Origin of the sequence: Thermoactinomyces mirandus, assembly GCF_013868055.1 — a bacterium.
GTDB lineage: Bacteria > Bacillota > Bacilli > Thermoactinomycetales > Thermoactinomycetaceae > Thermoactinomyces > Thermoactinomyces mirandus.
Genome location: NZ_JACEOL010000053.1, coordinates 20520 through 41124, shown reverse-complemented (window position 1 = coordinate 41124; position 20605 = coordinate 20520). Strand labels below are relative to the sequence as shown.

The following is a 20605-nucleotide window of genomic DNA, read 5'->3' as shown; positions in this document are numbered from 1 at the left end:
GTTTCCAGGGTGGATGTGGCTTCTTATATTGACCAGTTGCTGTACCAGGCTGTAAGGAAGCGGGCAAGTGATATCCATATCGAACCCCAGCGCGATGAAATTCGCATTCGCCTGCGAATTGACGGACAGTTGCTGGAAACCGGCCGCCTTGATTACAGGCACTTAACAGCGCTTGTATCGCGGATCAAGGTAATGAGCCAGCTTGATATTGGAGAAAAACGACTTCCCCAGGACGGAACCTTTTCTTTTGGGAAAGCAGACCAGCACCTTCAGGTCCGTATCTCCACATTGCCAACCATCTATGGTGAAAAAGTGGTGATGAGGCTGTTGAGGCTCAGGGAAAAGTATAACATGGGCGAGTTGGGCCTTGAATCGGAACAGCAGCAGAAAATTAACAGATTGTTGGGTTACAAAAGCGGATTGCTCGTTGTGACCGGGCCGACAGGATCGGGAAAGACAACAACGCTTTATACATTGCTGCAGGTTTTAAACAGCCTGGACACCAATATCATTTCGCTGGAAGATCCTGTCGAATTGCAGTTGGAAGGCGTTAACCAGGTACAGATCCATCCTAAAACCGGCTTAACCTATTCCAGTGGCCTGAAGGCAGTGATGAGACAGGATCCCAATGTGATCATGATCGGGGAAATCCGGGATGAAGAAATTGCGAATATTGCCATTAGCGCGGCACTTACCGGTCATTTAGTCCTTACCACATTACATACCGCCGATGCCGCCAGTGCAGTCATCCGCCTCCTTGATCTCAAAATTGAGCCATACCGGCTCGCCGCGGCACTGATTGGTGTCATTGCCCAGAGATTGGTGCGGCTGCTTTGCCATGAATGCAACGGAAAAGGCTGCACCAATTGCCAGCAATCCGGATATCAGGGGAGAATCGGAGTATTTGAAGTGATGGAGGCAGACAGAACGCTTGCGGAACTGATATTGAAACAGGTCAGCCTGGAGGAATTGCGTGAACAGCTTGCAGGTTCCGGAATGAAGAGTATCAATGACATGATCAGGCACCGCATCAAAAAGGGGCAAACGACGATCGATGAATGGATGAGGGTGGTCGATGGTGTGGAGGAAGAAACTTTGGAAGGCAGAGCAATACATGGTGTTTAGCCAGCAAATGGGGCATTTGCTGGAAAGCGGGATTCCGTTGCTGGCGTGTCTGGAACTGCTGGCTTCGCAAAGGATTATTACGGAACCTGATTACAATTCGCTAAAAACCTCCTTGCAGAACGGGCGTTATTTGTCTTCATCCCTGAAAAAGCTGCTGTTTCCGCCCATGTTTATTTCTTTTATAAAGGCAGCAGAAGAACACGGGGACTATGTATTGGGCTTCAAGCAATGTGCCGCCTATTATGCGGCCAAAGCGAAATGGCAGCGGGAATTGAAAAAGGCGTACACCTACCCGCTGCTGGTATTGCTGCTGACCATTTGCGCCTTTGTCTTTATGTTTGCTGTCGTGATGCCCCGATTTTCACAACTGTATGAAACGATGGGGATCTCCTTGCCGGGGATCACGCAACAATTATTCGTGCTTTATTCCTTTATGCCCCGATTTTTGGTCTTGGGAGTTATTCTTTTGTCAGCAATACTTGTTGCAGGCCATGTTACCAAATATATTCCCGGCACAGTCCGTACATGGTTGGGGGCTCGCTGGATGCGCCTTCCGATCATTCGACGGCTGTATCAGTATCGAAATACACATTATGTAACCGTTCAGCTGGCCTCTCTCCTGAAAGCAGGCCTCTCCTTGGTCGACGCGCTTAACGTTATTCAGAATCATACTCCATGGCCTGTTCTGGTCAGGTATTTGGAAAAAGTGAAGGAGTGCCTGCTGGCGGGGAATTCCCTCTCCAGCGCACTTTATCAAAAGGCGAAACATGTCTTTTTGCCCTCATTTGCCAAAATGGCGGCCCTTGCAGAAGAGTCAGGACAACTTGACCAGGCCCTGACCAGTCTCGCAGACGGAACGGAAATGATGATCAGGTATAAACTGGAACGGATTACCAAAAGCCTGGAACCGGCCTTTATTTTTACCATTGGCCTTTTGATTGCCGTGACGGTAGTTGCCCTGTTTATGCCTCTGTTAAAGCTTGTGCAGGCACTTTAAAATTCGAAAAAGGAGTGTTCCGTATGGAAAGAAGCCGTTATCACGGCGAGAAAGGATTTACCCTTATCGAAATGCTGATTGTACTCTTTATTATTGGACTGATCCTGGCAATCGCCATCCCAAACCTGAAAGTTGCCGGCCGCAAGGCGCAGGAAAAGGCGGACCTTGCCAACAGGCAAATCATCGCAGCACAAGCCGACCATTACTTTTTGGAGTATGGGGAGTATCCGGACAGTGTGAAGGAACTGGTAAAAAGGGGTTATTTGCGTTCAATTCCTCCTTGCCCCGGCGGTCGGGGGGGATATGTCATCCACAAGGAACCGAATCTTTCCTTCGAAAGGAGAGTCACCTGTGATAAAAAATAGGCCGGGAAACAGAGGGGAGGCCGGATGGTCGCTCATTGAGACGGTTTTTACCCTGTTTCTTTTTGGGCTGCTCTTTTCTCTGTGCATGCCTGCCATATCCGTGATCGCCGAGCGGGTTGAACGGATGCTTTTGATGCAGGAACTGGCATCCCGGTTGCAATTGGCCCAGACAGAGGCAATGAGCAAGGAAACAGAAGTGACCGTGAGACTGGTTTCTGCACAGAATGAAGTACACATTGTCCAAAATGAGACAGTGCTCAGAAAGATCAGGATCCCTCCCCTGTATCGTCTGACCAGCAATTATCCCCGCCAGAGTTTTGTCTACCGCGAAACGGGGCAGGTGCAAGGCGGGACACTGTCCCTGTATTCAGGAAAACGGCTGGTAGGGAGGTTGGTTATTCAGGTAGCTTCCGGTTTGCCAAAAGTGGAGATGGTCTCCTGTGCGTTGTAGCCATGATGGGAACATCAGGGGATTTACGCTGGTTGAAGTCGTGACTGCCGGGTTTGTGGTGGGGGTATTCATTTTTTTTGCCATTCCCATTGTCAGGGAACTGCGAATCCATCATTATTCCCAAATGACGGAGATGGAGATAGAAGACAAAATGCGGAAGAAAATGGAACAGATGCAAGTCATGGATACTGTCCCATGTTCCGGACAAAAGACTTTTCAGAGCCGGTCTGGACGACGGACATTCGACTTGCGGTGGAATTGCGTGCAAATCGAGCCATTTCTTTATGAACTGGAGATGGAGGCAAAATGGAAAGGTTTCGACGGGAAGATGAAAACCAGACGGTGGCTGACACATCGTTATCATCCTTAAAAACAGAGTATGGCTTTACTTTTGTAGAGACAGGCATGGTATTATCCATCCTGGTTTTTTTCCTGCCTGCCTTGTTTTTTGCGGCCTTTACCGTGGAAAAACAAATCAGGGAAGCGTTTGGCAAAACCAGGATGCATCTGGATTATCTCTCTTTTTCAGCCTGGATTGAACGAGATATTCAAAAGGGGGTCTATTTTCAGGAAGAAGATGACATCCTGTATATTCATTCTCCGGATGGAAACGTGATTCGTTATCATCTGCGGGACCGAAATCTGATCCGGAGCGTTCAGGCCCGGGGGGAAAATCGTTTCCGGGGAACAACGATTGTGCTCAAGGATGTTTATTATGCCATTTTTTTGCCCGACATAAAAGGAGTTGGTCTGGATGTCGGATTGCAAAACTGGTACGCCCATCAGGAATTTGCAACCTATTTCTCCGCAAGAACCCAAAGCGGGCAGCCCTGGTGAACACGGCGTGGTTCTCCCTGTTGTTTTGCTGGCCATTACTTTCCTGTATACGCTTATGACACTATTTATTTTACAGATTTCCCATGCAAAGGAAATCCATCTGTTGTATGGGGAAAAAGTGGCCTGCAAATATGCAGCAGAAAGTGGTATCGCTGTTTTGCAGCAACAGTTGCGGCTTGGAAAGTGGAAGCCGGAAGAGACGTCCCGGGAACAGCTGATCCGGGTCGGTGGCCGGCAAGTTGTCATGGAAATGATAAAAAACAACTCGAAGCAGATTCATATAAGGGCGACAGCCTGGGGAAAACACGGAGTGATTCAAACCGCTGAAGCCTGTTTGGATCCGGGCACGTTTGCCATTCGGAAGTGGATTCGATAGACAGGCTTTTCCATGGTTTAAATTTTGGTTTTGCGGGTCATGCTATGGTTAAGGTGGGGTCAAAATGTCATTTAAAGATTGGATTACTTATTTGTTGCAACGTTTTCTCTGGTATGTGGAAACCCCTCGTTCCGAGCGCAAGGAATTGAAACGTTCCCAAAAAGAGCCATGGAGTACTCGCTGGTTCGGGCTGGTTCCTTTTTCAATGAAAATGGCCCTGAACAGGCAACGAAGAATGCGTGGCCGGTCCAATGAATAGTGCAAGTCAGGTGGCTTTCGGCTGACGAAACTGGATCAACAGATTCGAAGCGAAAATTGAATGAACATACAGGAGAAAAGCGGCTCTCATTGCTTATGAGGGGGAACAAAACAACTTCAGGAAAAGGAGCTGAATTGGCTCCTTTTCTGTATATAGATGTGATATACTTTTTATTACTGGGTTTTCGTACTTTTTAGTACTCATTATAATTCATATTGATGATTTGATTTATGTGAAAAAGGAGCGAATCTTTTATGGTGTTGCGTACGCAAACCAGAGCTGTGAAAGTGGGAAATATTCAAATCGGCGGAAATGACAAGATTGTTATTCAAAGCATGACAACCACCAAGACCCATGATGTAAAGGCAACAGTAAACCAGATCAAACGGCTGGAAGAAGCCGGATGCCAGCTCGTGAGAGTCGCCTGCCCTGACATGCGTGCCGCAGAAGCAATTCCACTTATCAGGAAAGAAGTTTCCGTTCCTTTGGTTGCCGATATTCATTTTGACTACAAGCTGGCATTAAAGGCGATTGAGGGCGGAATTGACAAAATACGGATCAATCCTGGGAATATCGGACGGCGTGAAAAAGTGGAAGCTGTCGTGAATGCTGCCAAAGAACGGGGAATTCCCATTCGGATCGGCGTCAATGCCGGTTCCCTGGAAAAACGAATTCTTAAGAAATACGGTTACCCGACGGCTGAAGGAATGGTGGAAAGTGCCCTGTACCACATTGGCATTCTTGAAGATCTTGATTTCCGCGACATCATTGTATCTTTAAAAGCTTCCGATGTGCGCCTGGCCATTGAGGCTTACAAACTGGCTGCACGCACCTTCGACTATCCGTTGCATCTTGGAATTACGGAATCGGGCACCCTGTTTTCGGGCACCGTCAAAAGTGCTGCCGGCCTGGGGGCACTCTTGGCTGAGGGAATTGGAAACACCATGCGGATCAGTCTGAGTGCCGATCCCGTTGAGGAAGTTAAAGTTTCCCGTGAACTGTTAAAATCATTTGGACTGGCGGCCAATGCTGCAACACTGGTTTCCTGTCCGACATGCGGCCGGATTGAAATCGATCTGATCAGCATAGCCAATGAAGTGGAAGAATATATTTCAAAAATCAAGGCTCCGATCAAAGTGTCCGTTTTGGGATGTGCAGTCAACGGCCCCGGTGAGGCCAAAGAAGCCGATATCGGAATTGCGGGAGCACGTGGCGAAGGTCTTTTGTTCCGCCACGGCAAAGTGATTCGCAAAATCCCTGAAAAAGATATGGTGTCTGAACTGAAAAAGGAAATTGACAAACTTGCCGAAGAATATTATCGGAAGCAGCAGGAAGAGGATAAGATGGAGCTTGTAAACGTATAAGACACTGGTACAAAGCCATCCTTTTCGTGGATGGCTTTTTTTGCAGCAACAGACGAGATGTATAATTTATTCCTTTTTTCGCGATACTATTTGTGATCCCACGAAAAAAGGAGGGACTGTCATGAGAAAATTGGCATTAACCCTGGTAATTGTTGGTGCGTTAAATTGGCTGTTAGTGGGACTATTCCAATGGGATTTGGTATCGGCCATTTTTGGGGGCGAGGCATTTAGGGAATCCTCCTTCGTTAGCCGTATAATCTACACCTTGGTTGGAATTTCAGGAATTTATGCCATTCGCTTCCTTTTTGATGATCGGACACAGGCCGAATATCAATAATAACCTGTTGCAAACTCCGGGCAGGCTGTCTGGAGTTTTTTGCCGAATAAATATATCAGATCATTTTATCAAATACAAACATAATATAAAATCTGAATAAATGCAGTCATCTGGAAACCGGGGTGTTATGATCATGAAACCACTCATTGGCTTGACCATGTCTTTGGAAGAAGAGAAAAAACAGTGTCTGGGCAGGAGTTATACCGATTCCGTTCTTCAGGCGGGAGGAATTCCACTGCTCATTCCTTATATTGTTGATGATCAGGCGCTGCAGCAATTGAGCCGAAAACTGGATGGATTGATCCTTACAGGCGGAGGAGATATCGATCCCACTTTGTTTGATGAAGAGCCGCACCAGAATCTGGGGGAAATCATTCCCGACCGCGATGACATGGAGATCGCATTAATCGAACAGTTCATGGTTCAGAACAAACCCATTTTTGGCATTTGCCGCGGTTGCCAAATCCTGAACATCGCTTTGGGTGGCGATATGTATCAGGACATCTGCAGCCAGAAACAAACCATGCTTCAGCATACCCAACGCGCTCCGCGGCATCATCCCTCCCATACGATTACCATTGTTGAAAATACCCTGCTCCATTCAATTTACGCAAAAGGTCAGGCAAAAGTAAACAGTTTTCATCACCAGGCTGTCAGGAATGTCAAGCCTTCCTTTCAAATTTCAGCAGTAGCCAAAGACGGGATTATTGAGGCATTTGAAAGCAGCCGGCATGATTTTGTTCTCGGCGTACAGTGGCATCCTGAGGAAATGGTGCCAAATGATACAGAAGCTGTCAAGCTTTTTCAGGCTTTTGTCAACGCCTGTATCAGAAGAAAGGAAAAACAGATTGACGGTTGAACCTGTCCTTTAAGCATTTTTGGAATCGGCCTGTCTCTGTTACATACATGGAAGGTCCGGAACACTTATTGCTGTTTCTTTCAGGCGGACATAACTGCTTAACTGGCATCAGGAAAAATCTCTTTCAAAATCACTTTCTCCTTCCTGGTGACATGGTCAGCCTCCGGATGTTCGGCATTTGAAACCGGACTCGGTTTCAAATGTTTTTTTATTATGACATTTGCCAGGACATGTGGTAACATACGGAATATGATGATATTTTTGTTTATTTGCCTGTACATTTTGCTCAATCTGTTTTGTTTTTTGCTGATGGGCTGGGATAAAACCCAAGCGATTAAACGGAAACGGAGGGTAGCGGAATACGTATTTTTCTTGCTGGCGTTTGCCGGGGGAGCGATCGGTGTCTGGATCGGGATGAAAGCTTTCCGTCATAAAACATTGCATAACGCATTTCGGTTGGGAATACCTATATTGGTTGCCTGGAATCTGTTCTTTTTGTATGTTTTGTGGGAATGGCCATGACGGGTCTTAATAGCCTGCCTCTTTTTGACACAGACTAAGGTCAAGAGGGGGTTTTTTTATGCACTCGCCAAAGCTGAAATTATTCTTTCTGCTCTTTATAAGCACTCTGTTTATTTCTCCGCCAATTTCACGGGCGGTCCAGCCGGTAATCAATCAGGAAACGCGCCTGATCATCCGTTTTGGACAACAGGAATGGATTTTGGATTTACGGGAAATCGGATTTGACGGAGTTGATCCGACGACACTGAATCACGATGCATTGATGAACATGTTTCGGGAAACGGTGGTGAAAAAAGTAAACCGTCCCCCGCGTTCGGCATTCTACAAGGAGCGGAAGGTGGTCTCCCATGAATTGGGAAGGACCGTGGACGAAAAAAAGGTACGCGCCTGGTTTGACCAGATCCATGCCTACGTAAATCAGCCGGTTGATCTGCCGGTCAGGTGGTCCAAACCGGAATTGACGACAGGGGAACTCATGCAGTTGAAACAGAAACTGTTGGGAAGTTATACGACTTATTTCAATTATCGCAATGTCAACCGGTCACACAATATCAAGCTGTCTGCAAAGGCCATTGATCATAAAGTGCTGATGCCCGGGGAAATTTTCTCGTTTAATGAAGTGGTCGGAATTCGCACCGTCAAGCGCGGCTATCTTCCGGCGCGTATTATTGTAAAAGGGGAATACAGTGAGGGAGTGGGGGGTGGAATTTGCCAGACATCTTCCACATTGTTCAATTCGGTAGACCAGGCGGGAATGGAAATTGTCGAGCGGATGAGCCACAGCCGCCGGGTAGCCTATGTGCCAAAACACCGCGACGCAACCGTGTCGTGGGGAGGGCCTGATTTCAAGTTTAAAAACCCGTTGTCCAGCCCTGTCCTGATCGTGGCGGAAGTAAAGAAAGGAAGGCTGTCCATCTATGTGTATGCGCCACGTTCTGCCCATTACTTTCCACGCCGGATTCCCAAAGCGCCAAGCGAAAAAGAGTCCTTAAGGGAGGAATAAAGAGAAAAAACACGGAATAATCAACGAAATTTGCTCATATCCATAACGAAAATAGATGAATATTTGACAATAGCCGGAGAATCATAGAAGGATCGGGGAACTTTTGCTATAATCTAATCATTGTTCAGGCTTAACCAAGGAGGTATTGGATGAACAAGATCCTTCTCAGTAGCCTTGCGATGATTCTCATCCTGCTTGCAGGTTGTTCCGGATCTTCCCAAAAAGTGGAGGTTTATTTCAGCGATCAGCCCACAATGATAAAGCTTGACCGCTCTGAAGACAGCCTGGCTGAAGCCTTGGAAGATGCTGGCCTGAATGTGACTGAACTGAAACAGAAATATCAGCCGAGCATACCGTGGAACCAGCCATTGGAAGAGCAAAGCCGCGTTGATTTATCATGCAATTGTAAAGTATCTCTCCAGGTTGGCGGGAAGAAAATGGGGACATTCCAAACATTGGCAACGACGGTTGGGGAAGTGTTGAAAGAAAAAAACATACCAATCTCGGAGTGGGATGAAGTCAATGTTCCCCTCGATCAAAGAATTACAGATGGAACACAGATCATTGTGGATCGGTTTGAACATCGGCTCCAGAAAAAAGTAGAACTTGTTCCTTATAAAACCAAGGAAATTGAAGATGATAAGATAGCAAAAGGCGAAAAGGAAGTAGAGCAGGAAGGGAAAAAAGGCAAAAAAATATATGAAGTGGTCATGATGTATAAAAACGGGCAGCCATTGTTGCAAAATGGCAAGCCGGTTGTAGAGAAAAGGCTGGTGGATACCGTCAAGCCCGTTGAGGAAATTGTCAAAATTGGCACGAATGAAGCACTGGCCAAAGAAGATGTAAAACTCTCCTCAGCAGGCACACTGACTGTTCAAGCGACGGGATATACCCACACCGGCGGCAGAACGGCAACAGGTACTTATCCACATCGGGGAACAATTGCTGTAGATCCGGATGTCATTCCTTTGGGTACCAAACTTTATGTTCCGGGGTATGGATATGGAGTGGCAGAGGATACGGGAGGAGCAGTGCAAGGTTATATTATTGATTTGTTTTTCGAATCAAGAGCAGAAGCGATTAAATGGGGACGAAGAACAGTAACGATCAAGATTTTAAAATAGTTAACAAAAAAAATTAACCTGCAACTGAAATAGCGGCAGGTTTTTTTTTATTGACAGGGAATTATTTTTATAGTAGGGAGTTTGAATGAGTTTTTTTCAGCAATTTTCCACAATTAACTCAATTGTTGCCATGGTTAAACCTCCCCGCCCCTTGACACAAAATCCCATGCCGCGCTTTTGAAATACGCATCTGACCCGACCCGTTTTTATTAGTATTGGTTTAAAGGCCCGGAGATAGAGGAATATTACAAATAACATGTATTTATGTTATTGGGAAAGATAAGCAAAAATATGGTATTTTTTGTGAATTTTTCTTTGTTTTTGGTGGCTTGTTAAGCTATACTTGAAAACAAGGAAAACTGCATCCGAGGTGTGATGATGGTAGGTCGGAATGAACCTTGCCCATGTGGCAGCGGAAAAAAGTACAAAAAATGTTGTGAAAGGGTTGTGACTCTGTCTGTTGTAGAAAAAGCGCGCGAAGATCGGGAAAGTCAACTGAAACATGAACTGCTAAATGAGTTGAACCAATGGTTTTATCGACGAATGTCAGCAGAAATGCAACTGGAATGGATTGAACGTTTCAAGAAACTGCTGCAACTTGAGCCGAAACGGCCAATTTCGTATGATATGTCCGCATTTTTTCGATTTTGGTTACTGTTTGATGCCTCATGCTTGAACGGTAAACGTCCCGTAGAAATCTGGTCTTCTACACTTCGCAAAGATCCCTATAAAGAAAGAGTCGCCAAAAACTTTTGCGCCTCCCGTGTTTCCTTTTATGAATTGGTCGACAGGACCGGAGAAAAGCTGATTTATCGGAAGCTTGTGGATGGGAAGAGAATCATCGTTAAACATCCTGAGAAACATGTACTCGAGCCATTGATTTTTGCACGGTTTGTTCGAATCGGTAACCATTATGAAATGTTTGGCCCTTATACATCCTTCTTGCATGAGATGAGAGGGGAGATACTCGTGCAACTAGAGAAATATAATCATCTTGAAGAAGAAAATAACAGATTTACAGCCTGGGAAAACGGATGGAAAGTTTATGGCTGGTCCATTCATCGTGCAGAAGAACGGAAGAACTCCACGACGGTTTCCTCAGCTGCGACGAAAACACCGGTTGAAAAATCTTCCACATGGCCGCTGGCAGAAAAAAAAGGAGAATTGCCCATACGGATCATGCAACAATTCGAACAGTTTTTTGTAGAACATGTCGCAACATTACAAAAGGGGACACAACTGTTATATTGCAAATCAATGGAAGAATTCCACCTCTACCTGTCGATGCGTTTTGGCAGTGCTTTTGACTGGTCTTTGCTGGATGAAGAAACGATGATTCACTTTTTAAGTGTATGGTATCTTGATCAGGGGAAAAACACGCCGCAAGGTGCGCGGGTCTTTCTCAATACGCTGAAGCATTTGTTCCGCTGGCTGGAAGAAGAGAAGATTGCCAGCGTATACCCTGTATTCCGGAAAGTGTACATTCATCTGATTCGAGCGCTCCCGAGTGCTGTGGAGATCAGGAAATGGCTGCTGGACCATGGCATTAACCGGGAAATGGCCGGTGAGGAAATTACGGACGACAGGAAAGAAACCTATATGTTTACCGTTTCATCAACAGGACCAATTGTGTTAATTGAAGGAAAATGGAGGCAGGTTCACATGTCGCCTCTACCCTCATTTACCACCGAACAGCGTTTCTGGATTCACGGCAAACTGGAAAAGCGTGAGACCAGTTGCTATTTTACCCAAATCGATGGGGTTTATCCGGTATTGATGCTGGACAATCCGCTGCAAATTCTTAATTTGAAATAAAAAAAGAAGCCATAGAAAAGAGTGGCTTCTTTTTTTGTATGTAAAAAAGAAATGAAGAAATAATAAGAATATCACTCAACAAAAGGGAGGTCTTCTTATGTTCCGCTTTTTGAATAGATTTATGGGACAGGAAAACCAGCAAGAACAACATGGAAAGAAAAAAGACCAGGTAGAAGAATTAATAAATGAAGTGGGTCGTGAGCTGGGGGTTAATGAGAAAACCCGATCAATCGACACCGATCCTGGTCAGTTTGCGGAACGGATAAGTGAGGAGATCAAAAAACGCAAATAATGCAGTTGAGTGAGAAGAGCACCCTGATGACGGGTGCTCTTTGTTTTTTATTTTATCATTTAAGATAGGACACAATCTCTTCCAATTTTTCGTGAACTGCGAAAACAACAGAATCAGGAATGTTGGAAAGAGATTGGCATCGATTGTTCGAATCCGGTTCCAAAACAGGTTCATCCAATTGCAAGTATTCTTCTTTGTATTTCTTTTCTGTCAGGTAAGTCGGGACTTTTAAGCGGTACACTTGCCCAGAGGCAATATCCCGGATTTTGGTGTCATATGTTGGAGGATAGTTGTGCGTTGATCGAAAGCCTTGGGATTTTAACAATCGGTCTATTTGACCATAAGGACGGGCCACACTTGACAACGTTTTCATTCTCAGTTTCATGCAGAATCCTCCTTAACAGGTATTAATGATTGGATACCCGTTTTTCTAAAAAAACAATCTTGTTTTTGCAAAAATATTTGGCTGTTGCTTGTCAATTTGTTGAACAAAAATTGAATAAATGGTGATAATGAAATCAGGAGATCTTGCGTTGCATTCTTGTTCTATACTTGAATTATGCTTGGTAAAGAGTTTATCCATAAGATAGGAATAAAGGGTATTGATGGAAAATATCTACCGCTGGTCAGCCAGTGGCATGAATGGCTTTGTTGAAAGAAAGGAACGGAGGTTCTACTGTATGGAGAAAGTAGATTTGCATACTCATACGACTGCTTCTGACGGATTGCTGTCTCCTGCAGATCTGGTGAGACTGGCTGAAAGGCTTGGCTTAAAGGGAGTGGCGATTACAGATCATGATACCGTCGATGGAGTGGAAGAAGCACTTCATGAAGGCAGGAAAAGAGGTATAGAAGTTGTGCCGGGTGTAGAGATCAGTACGTTATGGCATGGAAAAGAAATTCATATGCTGGGGATGTATGTAGACTACAGAAACAACAATCATTTCCTGGATCTGTTGGCAAAGCAGAGGGATGTCCGGTATCAGCGCGATTTGAAAATGATTGGCCGTTTGAATGAACTGGGGATCGATATCACGATTGAGGAAGTGATGGCAAAAAAGGGGAGGGGCAGTCAGGAGAAGAATGTGGGCCGTCCACATATTGCTGAAGTGCTGATTGACAAAGAAATCGTCAACACAATGAATGAGGCGTTCGACCTGTATCTGGGGAAAAAGGGCAAAGCTTATGTGGTACCGGATCAGATGTCCCCGTTTGATGCCATTGAGGCCATTCACCAGAGTGGAGGAGCAGTCGTCATTGCCCATCCGGGTCTTTATGAGCAAGACGACTTGATCCCACTTCTGGGGGAGAATGGATTGGATGGTATTGAAATCAATCATCCTGATCATACTTCCAGTAAAAAAAGGCATTATCAGGAAATGACCGAAAAAATGAATCTCCTTGCAACAGCGGGCTCCGATTTTCACGGTGAGCGGCATGGTTCCATGTATCACGCACAGTTAGGCACCTGTACCACCGATATCCGAATCTTAAAGGACCTACAAAGCTTTTGCTCCTAGCGCAAAGATTTTTCCATTTTCATGTGCGGAATGCCTGCATCGTCAAATGGAGTACCAAACGGCTCATACCCCAGCTTTTTATAAAAAGGGATCACCCGAACCTGTGCATAGAGCAGAATCTTTCTGGCTCCTTTTTGCCGGGCAACATTCTCCAATGTTTGCATGAGGAGTTTCCCGGCTCCTGTTTTCCTTTTTTCTTTCAGTACTGCCACCCGTTCCGCTTTCGCCGTAAACGGATCAACAAATCGTAAACGGCATGTGCCGATGGGCAATTCGTTTTCCCATGCCAGAAAATGGGTCGATTTTTCTTCCCACTCATCAATTTCCAGATCTTTTGGCACATTTTGCTCCTCTACAAATACTTTTGTCCGAATGGAAAAAACATGGTTTAAATCTGAGTCTGTAATCGCTTTCTTAACAATGGTTGTCAATCTGCAAACTCCCTTTCTAGTCTTTCGCCAGCAAAAAGGATTGAAAGATGCTCCAGGAACCGTTTTCCAATTCGTACATCAGATGAAACCGGTCAATTCCGGTTTCCAGTTCGATTTCCTTCATGCGCAGCCGTCCATAGATGTCATGCAGCTCATCATCCGACATTTCCTGTCCGATCGTGAGATGCGGAACAAATTGGTGGGCCGGTTTGACCGGTTCAAAAAGCTCGTTGATCCTGTCATGCAGTTCAACTAACGGTTCCTTGTCTTTAATCGCCAAATAGATCGTGTTTGTGATTGGATAAAAATGGCTGACTTTGTTAAATTTTACGTGAAATTCCCTGACTTCTTTTGCTACCCTCTCCAGGCTCTCAACAGTTTTTTCAAAGGTTTCATCGGAAAGTTCGAATTTTTCTTTTAACGTGATGTGTGGAGGAATGTAACAGTATTGGGGGTCATAACGTTTTCGCAAGGAGTTGGCCCAGTCCTGCACTTTTTTTTGCGGAAAGGTAACGATGCTATAGTTCATTAACATCCCCTCCTTATCCATTTGGAAGCTTAATTTTATTATAACTTTTTTATGTGAAAGAATACACCTGCCCAATTTGTGACATAAAAGAAGCCAATTTGTGACAGAAAAAAGGTCCGGCAACCCGGACCTCTTCATGAGAGGAGGGAACATATTCGTTATTAGGAGCTGAACATAACAAGCGCTTTTGCTTGTTTGTTTCATGTTATGCACAAAAAGAAGGTGCGTTAGTTCTTTTCCTCAAAATGTGCATTTACCCTGGCATGAAAACGCGAATATGTGGAAAAATACGGGTGAAAGGATGGGATGAGTATGTCAAAATGGGTTTATTGGGCCAAATTGTACGACAGCCGCTTTCAGGCCAACTGTCTGGCAGCCCGTATGCAGGAAGACTGGTGGCTGTATGGATATGACAGTCCGGAAGAGGTGGAAATTTTCCGTTCAAAAAAGGCAGGTACGGTGTGCGGTACATTTGGAGTAAAAAATCTTGAAAATAACCCTTGCACAAACAAAATAACTGTTGTATGATATTAATTGTCGCTGATAACTTAACGAATCAAATTGACGCGGGGTGGAGCAGTCAGGTAGCTCGTCGGGCTCATAACCCGAAGGTCGCAGGTTCAAATCCTGTCCCCGCAACCAGATATGGAGCTGTGGTGTAGAGGCCTAACATGCCTGCCTGTCACGCAGGAGATCGCGGGTTCGAATCCCGTCAGCTCCGCCATTTGGAATGGGCCTATAGCTCAGTTGGCAGAGCAGTCGGCTCATAACCGATCGGTCACAGGTTCGAGTCCTGTTGGGCCCACCAATCCCTTATCCCGATTTGGGCAGTTAGCTCAGGGGGAGAGCGCTTCCTTGACACGGAAGAGGTCGTTGGTTCGATTCCAATACTGCCCACCAAACTTGTGTAAAAGCCGCTTTCTGACATGAAGGCGGCTTTTTTTATTAAAGTATACTTGTTTGAACGCTCTTGGTTAAAAATTAATTCTGAAATAAAAGAAAAATAATTATATTTAAAAAATATAGATAAATAATAGTGTGAAAAAACATCTCATAATCTAAAATAGATTCTTCACAAAAATGATTATTTTCTGGGTTAACATACGAATATAATAATGAATAGGAAAAATTTTAGCTAATATTTATTTTGGTGTATAGGAGGCATCACATGGACAAGGAAATATGGACTTGGATTCTCAAAAACATACCAGATGAACAGTTAATTCTACTATCTAAGCAAATAAAGGTTAAAATAGCCGGTTTTAGAGAAACCAGTTTTCGAAAAAACATCAGTTTGATCAAGGATAAACTAGTACAACAAATGGTAAATAACAGAAACATTCTTAAAGTAAAGGGTGTGTTTAATCAATGGCTTAATGAGCATGAAGAATGGATAATATTTAGAAGTAAAAAAGTAGAATTTTTATTTGAATATGTATTAATTGAGAAATCAAAGGCCTTATTGGTACTCTTGTCTTTAGTTTCAAGTCAAAATAATGATGAATACCTTACAGGAATAGCTTTATACAATCAATTAAAGCTGTCAAATCGATTAAATGAGCTAGAAAAAATTGTATCGTCATTCAAGGATAGCGAAGATAAGCAAAAAGAATTGGAAGAGAGGATTAGAAAGTTAGAACTGATTATAAATGAAAAGAGTAAGAACCTTGAGATGAAGAAAGAAAAAATTCGATTTTTAATGGAGGAGCAAAATAATCTGAAACAAACAATAGAAAGCTCACAAAAAGAATCGGATGAAACGAAACAATTACTCAGGAAAACGTTAGATGAATTGTCTAACGTAAAGACAAATTTAGAAGCGAAGACATGTTTGATTAATGATCTTGAAGAAAAAAATAAAAATTTAAAGGAAGAACTGGAAAAGAAAGAATCAATTATTCGTTCCTTAGATGAAAAAACTCCTGTCTTACCTTCAGATTTGCCTCAACCAAATCATAAAGAAAAAACTGTAGTATTAATTGGAAATGAACTGCGTAGGAAAATAAAAAATAAACTCGAGTCACATGGTTTTGCTGTAAAAATTTGTAGAGATTTAGAAAATATGAATTTATGTATGGATTGTGACTATATCTGGCTTATCGAGTATCAGATTTCAACCAGACTTAAACGTGAATTGCAGAAACTGCCCTGTTTTGGGAATATTACTATGATTGAAGATCATCTGAGACTGGTTGAATTAACTGATAAATTAATCAAGGGGGAAATATAGATGCTGAAAACATGGGATCTAGATGTGGTGGGGGTCTTGGCAGACGATGAATATGTAAAAGAAAAAGTAGGAAAAGAAACTGTATTTATTAATAGACAAGGGGCAATTCAATTTTATATTCGAATTATTTCCCAAACTCCGGAAAGTTTTCCAAATGAAAAATTAATCTGGTGTTATTCTACCCTTTTGGAAGAATGGGGGTTCGAAGATGATTTAACTCTCTTGAAAGCTGAAAGGATTCAAAATCTTAAAGATTTCTTGGATAGATATTTTATTATTTTTGGTCTTCAAAGAAAAACAACTGCTGAAGGTAATACTATTTGTCAAGCAACTAATGTAAAGTTAAAAGCGAAATTTGATAGTTATTTAGATAATATGTTTTTTCTCCCTATCCCTGTTTTTAGTGAAGGTTCTTATAATCCCAGTTTTGAAGAGTTTAAAAATAAACTGGCTAATTCAAAGTATATAGGTAAAATTAATCGTTTTTCATATGAGCTGTCTGATACTCCAACCTATATTTTATGGCGACATAAAGATGGCAGATATACAGTTTTTGGTGAATTTGAAAAACACCATTATGCACATGGAGGCTTCCAACTATTCTATGAGAATCTCAAACAGGAGGATATGCCTGAAGACTGGCTTGAAAATGTAATTGAAGTTCCTAGAAACAAGGATATTTTGTTTGTAAGTCTTGATATCTACAACAACTTCCAAGATTTGTTGCAATACGCCAAGCCTATGAAGATTATTTCTCCAGAACCGGTTATACCGGTTAAGTCGAATGGAGTTTTGGATTTAGAGAATTCAGAGGATGAAAACACATTTATTAATTATTTTTATCAAATCACTCAAGAGTATGGCTTGCTTTATGATAAAAAAGACTTAATAAACTTCCATACGGCTATGAAATCCTCGAATTTGGTGATCCTGTCCGGAATGAGCGGAATAGGCAAGTCGAAGTTGGTGGAAATGTATGGTAAAGCATGGGGGATGGACGACCAGCAATTGAAAATAATCTCTGTACGGCCTTCCTGGACAGATGATGCTGATCTCATTGGATACGTAGATTCTATTCATATGGTTTACCGTCCTGGAGATTCCGAATTAATTAACACTCTTGTTCATGCATCTAAAGAAGAGAATAGTGACAAACTTTATATTATTTGTTTTGATGAGATGAACTTGGCACGAGTTGAGCATTACTTTTCTCAATTTTTGTCGGTGTTGGAGCTGGAACCCCCGAGACGTCAATTAAACTTGTATAACGAGGAATTGGAGTCTCGTCTATATAACTCAAGCAAATATAAGCCTTCCATTGTTTTAGGAGATAATATTTTGTTTGTAGGAACAGTAAACATTGACGAATCTACTTATCATTTTTCTGATAAAGTGTTGGATCGGGCGAATGTTATTACATTGAGTAATAAAATGTCTTTTCAGGATCTCAATTGGTCAAAACCAAAAAAAATGAATTTAGAAAAAAAATCGTTTACTGCTAACCATTTTCGAGAGTTCAGAAAAAAAAGTGATGCTCCTTTTTTATCAGCTGAGGAACTTCAAATACTGGACGAAATTCATTATGCTTTGCACTCCCTACATGATCAGTATGGTATAGGATTTCGAATCGTAAAACAAATAGATTTGTATTTGCGTAATCTTCCTAATTGTAAAGAATTAACAAGAAGAGATGCTTTTGATCTTCAACTGGTTCAACGCGTACTAACCAAGTTAAGAGGTCCCGAAGAACTATTGGGAGGGATTATTGGCAATTATAACAAGGAAGCAAAGGTGGTAGAAAATAGTTTTTTGCTTACGTTATTTGACCAGTATACCCAGGTTTCTGACTTTGTTGAAAGCAAAAGAGTAATAAGTAATAAAGCTAAGGAGCTTGCGATTAATGGATACACGAGCTAATAGTTACCCTTTTGAATTAACTTTTTATCAGAAAGAAAAGGCCATTCCTGTAAACAAATTCGGGAAAGATGAAGATTTTTTTGATGAAACTGCAGTAGTTGTAAAGGAAAATACTGAACTTGGTTTACAATTTATCTGTCCGGACAAGAAAGCAAAGTTATATATAGCGGGATTAGAATTGCTTGATAACCCTGAAGTGGATGGAGACGGAAAGATTTACCTCGAGCCTTCTGAGGAGATACGAATTTTGTTTCAGAATTATAACACCCATTACCCTCTTATTCCTGGATTTTATCCAATAAAGGTGGTTGCCTTTGGTGAACATTTTTTCTCTACGATGCAAATTGAGCCAAAACAAATTACTCGTGCCCAATGGGAGTATATGAAAGATGAATTAGAAAAGGAACTTAAAGGACTGGCTCAAGATTTTATTCGAAACAGATTTGGGTTGGGATGCTCTAATGTACAAGCTATTCCAGTCAAGCTTCTGTATCAATTTGAATTGCTGCTAAAAAACTATAACAAGGTTATGATATCTTTAAATGATATTGACTTAAAACCAAGATATAACTTAAAAAAAGAATATAAGTTAACTTGGTTGAGTCGGGCTAAATATATAGATGAACAAAGTTTAAGGTATCAATTGACTCATCCGGATAAAAAAGAAATTATCCAGACCTCTTTTAATAAAGTAGATTATGATTTATTGGAAAACAGATGGCTAAAAATGATCTTAATTAACTTTATCCAGTTACTGAATCATTTTATTGAAGCTGTAGATTCATCCATTATCGAATTTGAAGAAGAATGTAAGAAGATGGAAAAGTATTTAAAGTCACAAAGAAACACACAAATTAAGTATTACGAAAAGAAAAAAACTATTCACATACTTAATAAGTACAGAGAAAAAGGTCGCTTAATGAAAAAGAACTTTGAACGGTTTTGTCAATCTAACTGGGTCAAACAGGTATCTAAATTCAAGGGTAACTCCTTTTCAAACATTTTAAATCTGGATTCAAGATATAGATTAATTTATCAACTTTATAGAAAAATAGTTTCTGGTCAGTTTCACATTAGTATAGAAAGCAGTTTTACTTCCCAGTGGAAAAAAACTGATTTATTATATGAAATATGGGGTTATATGCATATTTGTAAAACATTAATGAACATTGGTTTCAAACCCATGCAGGGTTGGATTTTCAGTTATACTAAGAACTTTTTTGTTCCGACTTTGAAGCCTGGAACCATAGTTAAATTTGAAAAAGGGGATTTAACTCTCAATCTAGTTTATAATCAAGCTATTCCTAAAAAAGAAGAAAAGACCGATCTGGAAAATATACCTTTATTTAGTATAGGTAACCATAACTGTCCAGATGGCCGTATGGATGTATATAAAGAAGGTGTATATATAGGAAGTTTAATTTTTGATCTGAAATATAGGCAACTAGATAATATCTGGAATAGAAAAAATGATCCGAAGTTAATTGAGCAGTTAACGGATTACAAAATGAAAATATTGTCTCCTTATATATATGGTGAGCTAGTACCCACTCAAATGAAATATCGCCGTTATAACCCTGTTTCTGTAGTGTGGGGTTTATACCCGAGTAGAGATTTATCTTTAGAAAAGAGAAGTCAGAAAGAGTGGAATGGAATTGTACGTTTGTTAAGGTTATGTCCAGGGGATAATTCCAGCTTTATTGCTAATGAATTAGAGGATGTTATTAATAATATGTTGCAAGATTATCATGATGTTGCAAGAAATTAATAATAACATGGTAAGGAATTAGTAAAAGATAATCTTGTTATAAAATTTGATAGTGGTCCAGCTATCGGGTTACTGTTGAATGAGAAAATGATTATAGTCGATAAGTTTATATATATACTAGATGCATGCAAATAGTTGAGCAAATCCCCCTAAAAATATCGCCCACGGAATACGAATGAAATTTCGCATGTGATTCCGAGCTTTTGTGAGGATGCTACCAGGGTTACCAAAGCAGTCCGATTACCCCTAAGGTCAATGGATCGCTGTTAGTAATTTTAACATCCATTTTGTGTTTGGCTGGTATTCATTATGAACCTCCCTAACAAATGATATATTGGGAATCTTATCTGAATTTGTTTTAACTATTAACTGTTTGTTGCATTATTAACTATTAGAAGGTCTACTGTGTAGTTTCCCTGAATTGGTAGATCAAACTGGAGAAGGAAATTGGTGTGAAGCATCTACTCCGTTTAATTATAAAAAA

General features: G+C 41.9%; 25 protein-coding genes, 4 tRNA genes and 2 pseudogenes. 26 read left to right on the top strand and 5 right to left on the bottom strand.

Annotation, left to right across the window (positions count from 1 at the left end; all coding sequences use genetic code 11):
* Window positions 1-9: 9 nt before the first annotated feature.
* The 11 genes from H2C83_RS14630 to H2C83_RS14580 all read left to right on the top strand — a co-directional run bounded on the left by H2C83_RS14630 (window position 10) and on the right by H2C83_RS14580 (window position 6970).
* Window positions 10-1125, top strand: a complete 1116-nt coding sequence (locus H2C83_RS14630) for a GspE/PulE family protein (RefSeq protein ID WP_181741937.1) — start codon at window positions 10-12, stop codon at window positions 1123-1125.
* Window positions 1115-2122, top strand: a complete 1008-nt coding sequence (locus H2C83_RS14625; RefSeq protein WP_181741936.1) for a type II secretion system F family protein — start codon at window positions 1115-1117, stop codon at window positions 2120-2122. Before H2C83_RS14630 ends, H2C83_RS14625 begins: the two co-directional genes overlap by 11 nt.
* 23 nt (window positions 2123-2145) lie before the next feature.
* Window positions 2146-2487, top strand: coding sequence for a competence type IV pilus major pilin ComGC (locus H2C83_RS18215; RefSeq protein WP_181741935.1), 342 nt, complete (start codon window positions 2146-2148; stop codon window positions 2485-2487).
* Window positions 2474-2938 carry a GspH/FimT family protein gene (locus H2C83_RS17875; protein ID WP_181741934.1) on the top strand — a complete coding sequence of 155 codons (465 nt, stop codon included), beginning with the start codon at window positions 2474-2476 and terminating at the stop codon, window positions 2936-2938. The genes H2C83_RS18215 and H2C83_RS17875 overlap by 14 nt, the downstream gene beginning before the upstream one ends.
* Entirely contained in the window at window positions 2928-3308 is a 381-nt protein-coding gene (locus tag H2C83_RS14610) for a hypothetical protein (RefSeq protein ID WP_181741933.1), read from the top strand. The genes H2C83_RS17875 and H2C83_RS14610 overlap by 11 nt, the downstream gene beginning before the upstream one ends.
* On the top strand, window positions 3245-3775 hold the full coding sequence (locus H2C83_RS14605) for a hypothetical protein (RefSeq protein WP_181741932.1): 531 nt from the start codon (window positions 3245-3247) through the stop codon (window positions 3773-3775). Before H2C83_RS14610 ends, H2C83_RS14605 begins: the two co-directional genes overlap by 64 nt.
* The gene (locus tag H2C83_RS14600) at window positions 3693-4151 is read left to right on the top strand and encodes a hypothetical protein (protein WP_181741931.1); all 459 of its coding nucleotides are present in this window, start codon (window positions 3693-3695) and stop codon (window positions 4149-4151) included. The genes H2C83_RS14605 and H2C83_RS14600 overlap by 83 nt, the downstream gene beginning before the upstream one ends.
* A 64-nt stretch (window positions 4152-4215) precedes the next feature.
* Window positions 4216-4410 (top strand): YqzE family protein, encoded by a 195-nt coding sequence (locus H2C83_RS14595; RefSeq protein ID WP_181741930.1) that lies wholly within the window; start codon window positions 4216-4218, stop codon window positions 4408-4410.
* A gap of 254 nt (window positions 4411-4664) precedes the next feature.
* A complete protein-coding gene (gene ispG, locus H2C83_RS14590) occupies window positions 4665-5774 on the top strand; it encodes a flavodoxin-dependent (E)-4-hydroxy-3-methylbut-2-enyl-diphosphate synthase (protein WP_181741929.1) in 1110 nt (369 codons plus the stop codon).
* 121 nt (window positions 5775-5895) lie between these two features.
* Window positions 5896-6111 (top strand): DUF378 domain-containing protein, encoded by a 216-nt coding sequence (locus H2C83_RS14585; RefSeq protein WP_181741928.1) that lies wholly within the window; start codon window positions 5896-5898, stop codon window positions 6109-6111.
* Window positions 6112-6244: 133 nt separating this feature from the next.
* Entirely contained in the window at window positions 6245-6970 is a 726-nt protein-coding gene (locus H2C83_RS14580) for a gamma-glutamyl-gamma-aminobutyrate hydrolase family protein (protein WP_181741927.1), read from the top strand.
* Between the two features lie 98 nt (window positions 6971-7068).
* On the opposite strand, the gene H2C83_RS14575 is transcribed toward H2C83_RS14580, so the two are convergent.
* Window positions 7069-7212 (bottom strand): hypothetical protein, encoded by a 144-nt coding sequence (locus H2C83_RS14575; RefSeq protein ID WP_181741926.1) that lies wholly within the window; start codon window positions 7210-7212, stop codon window positions 7069-7071.
* A gap of 7 nt (window positions 7213-7219) precedes the next feature.
* Here H2C83_RS14575 and H2C83_RS14570 point away from each other — a divergent pair, with 7 nt between their 5' ends.
* The 6 genes and pseudogenes from H2C83_RS14570 to H2C83_RS14550 all read left to right on the top strand — a co-directional run bounded on the left by H2C83_RS14570 (window position 7220) and on the right by H2C83_RS14550 (window position 11726).
* The gene (locus H2C83_RS14570; RefSeq protein ID WP_181741925.1) at window positions 7220-7492 is read left to right on the top strand and encodes a DUF1294 domain-containing protein; all 273 of its coding nucleotides are present in this window, start codon (window positions 7220-7222) and stop codon (window positions 7490-7492) included.
* Between the two features lie 58 nt (window positions 7493-7550).
* Window positions 7551-8495, top strand: a complete 945-nt coding sequence (locus H2C83_RS14565) for a VanW family protein (protein ID WP_181741924.1) — start codon at window positions 7551-7553, stop codon at window positions 8493-8495.
* Window positions 8496-8644: 149 nt separating this feature from the next.
* A complete protein-coding gene (locus H2C83_RS14560; RefSeq protein ID WP_181741923.1) occupies window positions 8645-9619 on the top strand; it encodes a 3D domain-containing protein in 975 nt (324 codons plus the stop codon).
* A 375-nt stretch (window positions 9620-9994) separates the two neighbouring features.
* Window positions 9995-10063, top strand: a pseudogene (locus H2C83_RS18630) (SEC-C metal-binding domain-containing protein); the annotation flags it as partial.
* 3 nt (window positions 10064-10066) lie between these two features.
* Window positions 10067-11434 (top strand): site-specific integrase, encoded by a 1368-nt coding sequence (locus H2C83_RS14555; protein ID WP_246333941.1) that lies wholly within the window; start codon window positions 10067-10069, stop codon window positions 11432-11434.
* 97 nt (window positions 11435-11531) lie between these two features.
* Window positions 11532-11726, top strand: a complete 195-nt coding sequence (locus H2C83_RS14550) for a hypothetical protein (RefSeq protein WP_181741921.1) — start codon at window positions 11532-11534, stop codon at window positions 11724-11726.
* Window positions 11727-11781: 55 nt separating this feature from the next.
* Here H2C83_RS14550 and H2C83_RS14545 read toward each other — a convergent pair whose 3' ends face one another.
* Window positions 11782-12111 carry a hypothetical protein gene (locus H2C83_RS14545; RefSeq protein ID WP_181741920.1) on the bottom strand — a complete coding sequence of 110 codons (330 nt, stop codon included), beginning with the start codon at window positions 12109-12111 and terminating at the stop codon, window positions 11782-11784.
* A 295-nt stretch (window positions 12112-12406) separates the two neighbouring features.
* On the opposite strand from H2C83_RS14545, the gene H2C83_RS14540 reads away from it, so the two are divergent.
* On the top strand, window positions 12407-13246 hold the full coding sequence (locus H2C83_RS14540) for a PHP domain-containing protein (protein ID WP_181741919.1): 840 nt from the start codon (window positions 12407-12409) through the stop codon (window positions 13244-13246).
* Here H2C83_RS14540 and H2C83_RS14535 read toward each other — a convergent pair.
* Together H2C83_RS14535 and H2C83_RS14530 are read right to left on the bottom strand one after the other, a co-directional pair.
* Entirely contained in the window at window positions 13243-13677 is a 435-nt protein-coding gene (locus tag H2C83_RS14535; protein WP_220184198.1) for a GNAT family N-acetyltransferase, read from the bottom strand. The two genes, H2C83_RS14540 and H2C83_RS14535, sit on opposite strands and share 4 nt — an antisense overlap.
* A gap of 16 nt (window positions 13678-13693) precedes the next feature.
* Window positions 13694-14206, bottom strand: a complete 513-nt coding sequence (locus H2C83_RS14530; protein ID WP_181741918.1) for a 2'-5' RNA ligase family protein — start codon at window positions 14204-14206, stop codon at window positions 13694-13696.
* A gap of 312 nt (window positions 14207-14518) precedes the next feature.
* Here H2C83_RS14530 and H2C83_RS14525 point away from each other — a divergent pair, with 312 nt between their 5' ends.
* From H2C83_RS14525 to H2C83_RS14490, 8 genes are all read left to right on the top strand, one after another.
* Window positions 14519-14734, top strand: coding sequence for a hypothetical protein (locus tag H2C83_RS14525; RefSeq protein ID WP_181741950.1), 216 nt, complete (start codon window positions 14519-14521; stop codon window positions 14732-14734).
* Between the two features lie 37 nt (window positions 14735-14771).
* A tRNA-Met gene (locus tag H2C83_RS14520) sits at window positions 14772-14848 on the top strand.
* A gap of 5 nt (window positions 14849-14853) precedes the next feature.
* Window positions 14854-14930: transfer RNA gene (locus H2C83_RS14515), tRNA-Asp, on the top strand.
* 8 nt (window positions 14931-14938) lie between these two features.
* Window positions 14939-15014, top strand: a tRNA-Ile gene (locus H2C83_RS14510).
* Window positions 15015-15031: 17 nt separating this feature from the next.
* Window positions 15032-15106, top strand: a tRNA-Val gene (locus H2C83_RS14505).
* Window positions 15107-15374: 268 nt separating this feature from the next.
* The gene (locus tag H2C83_RS14500) at window positions 15375-16436 is read left to right on the top strand and encodes a coiled-coil domain-containing protein (protein ID WP_181741917.1); all 1062 of its coding nucleotides are present in this window, start codon (window positions 15375-15377) and stop codon (window positions 16434-16436) included.
* Window positions 16437-18353, top strand: coding sequence for an McrB family protein (locus tag H2C83_RS14495; protein WP_181741916.1), 1917 nt, complete (start codon window positions 16437-16439; stop codon window positions 18351-18353). It abuts the gene before it with no gap.
* The gene (locus H2C83_RS14490; RefSeq protein WP_181741915.1) at window positions 18337-20121 is read left to right on the top strand and encodes a DUF2357 domain-containing protein; all 1785 of its coding nucleotides are present in this window, start codon (window positions 18337-18339) and stop codon (window positions 20119-20121) included. The genes H2C83_RS14495 and H2C83_RS14490 overlap by 17 nt, the downstream gene beginning before the upstream one ends.
* Before the next feature lie 120 nt (window positions 20122-20241).
* Here the strand turns inward: H2C83_RS14490 and H2C83_RS18705 are convergent.
* Window positions 20242-20407, bottom strand: a pseudogene (locus H2C83_RS18705) (acetate uptake transporter); the annotation flags it as partial.
* Between the last annotated feature and the right edge of the window lie 198 nt (window positions 20408-20605).

Coding starts and splice junctions, on each gene's coding strand:
- H2C83_RS14625 (WP_181741936.1), top strand. CDS start 1,115: ATGGTGTTTAGCCAGCAAATGGGGCATTTGCTGGAAAGCGGGATTCCG.
- H2C83_RS18215 (WP_181741935.1), top strand. CDS start 2,146: ATGGAAAGAAGCCGTTATCACGGCGAGAAAGGATTTACCCTTATCGAA.
- H2C83_RS14605 (WP_181741932.1), top strand. CDS start 3,245: ATGGAAAGGTTTCGACGGGAAGATGAAAACCAGACGGTGGCTGACACA.
- H2C83_RS14600 (WP_181741931.1), top strand. CDS start 3,693: ATGTCGGATTGCAAAACTGGTACGCCCATCAGGAATTTGCAACCTATT.
- H2C83_RS14595 (WP_181741930.1), top strand. CDS start 4,216: ATGTCATTTAAAGATTGGATTACTTATTTGTTGCAACGTTTTCTCTGG.
- ispG (WP_181741929.1), top strand. CDS start 4,665: ATGGTGTTGCGTACGCAAACCAGAGCTGTGAAAGTGGGAAATATTCAA.
- H2C83_RS14585 (WP_181741928.1), top strand. CDS start 5,896: ATGAGAAAATTGGCATTAACCCTGGTAATTGTTGGTGCGTTAAATTGG.
- H2C83_RS14580 (WP_181741927.1), top strand. CDS start 6,245: ATGAAACCACTCATTGGCTTGACCATGTCTTTGGAAGAAGAGAAAAAA.
- H2C83_RS14575 (WP_181741926.1), bottom strand. CDS start 7,212: ATGTTACCACATGTCCTGGCAAATGTCATAATAAAAAAACATTTGAAA.
- H2C83_RS14570 (WP_181741925.1), top strand. CDS start 7,220: ATGATGATATTTTTGTTTATTTGCCTGTACATTTTGCTCAATCTGTTT.
- H2C83_RS14565 (WP_181741924.1), top strand. CDS start 7,551: ATGCACTCGCCAAAGCTGAAATTATTCTTTCTGCTCTTTATAAGCACT.
- H2C83_RS14560 (WP_181741923.1), top strand. CDS start 8,645: ATGAACAAGATCCTTCTCAGTAGCCTTGCGATGATTCTCATCCTGCTT.
- H2C83_RS14550 (WP_181741921.1), top strand. CDS start 11,532: ATGTTCCGCTTTTTGAATAGATTTATGGGACAGGAAAACCAGCAAGAA.
- H2C83_RS14545 (WP_181741920.1), bottom strand. CDS start 12,111: ATGAAACTGAGAATGAAAACGTTGTCAAGTGTGGCCCGTCCTTATGGT.
- H2C83_RS14540 (WP_181741919.1), top strand. CDS start 12,407: ATGGAGAAAGTAGATTTGCATACTCATACGACTGCTTCTGACGGATTG.
- H2C83_RS14530 (WP_181741918.1), bottom strand. CDS start 14,206: ATGAACTATAGCATCGTTACCTTTCCGCAAAAAAAAGTGCAGGACTGG.
- H2C83_RS14525 (WP_181741950.1), top strand. CDS start 14,519: ATGTCAAAATGGGTTTATTGGGCCAAATTGTACGACAGCCGCTTTCAG.
- H2C83_RS14500 (WP_181741917.1), top strand. CDS start 15,375: ATGGACAAGGAAATATGGACTTGGATTCTCAAAAACATACCAGATGAA.
- H2C83_RS14495 (WP_181741916.1), top strand. CDS start 16,437: ATGCTGAAAACATGGGATCTAGATGTGGTGGGGGTCTTGGCAGACGAT.
- H2C83_RS14490 (WP_181741915.1), top strand. CDS start 18,337: ATGGATACACGAGCTAATAGTTACCCTTTTGAATTAACTTTTTATCAG.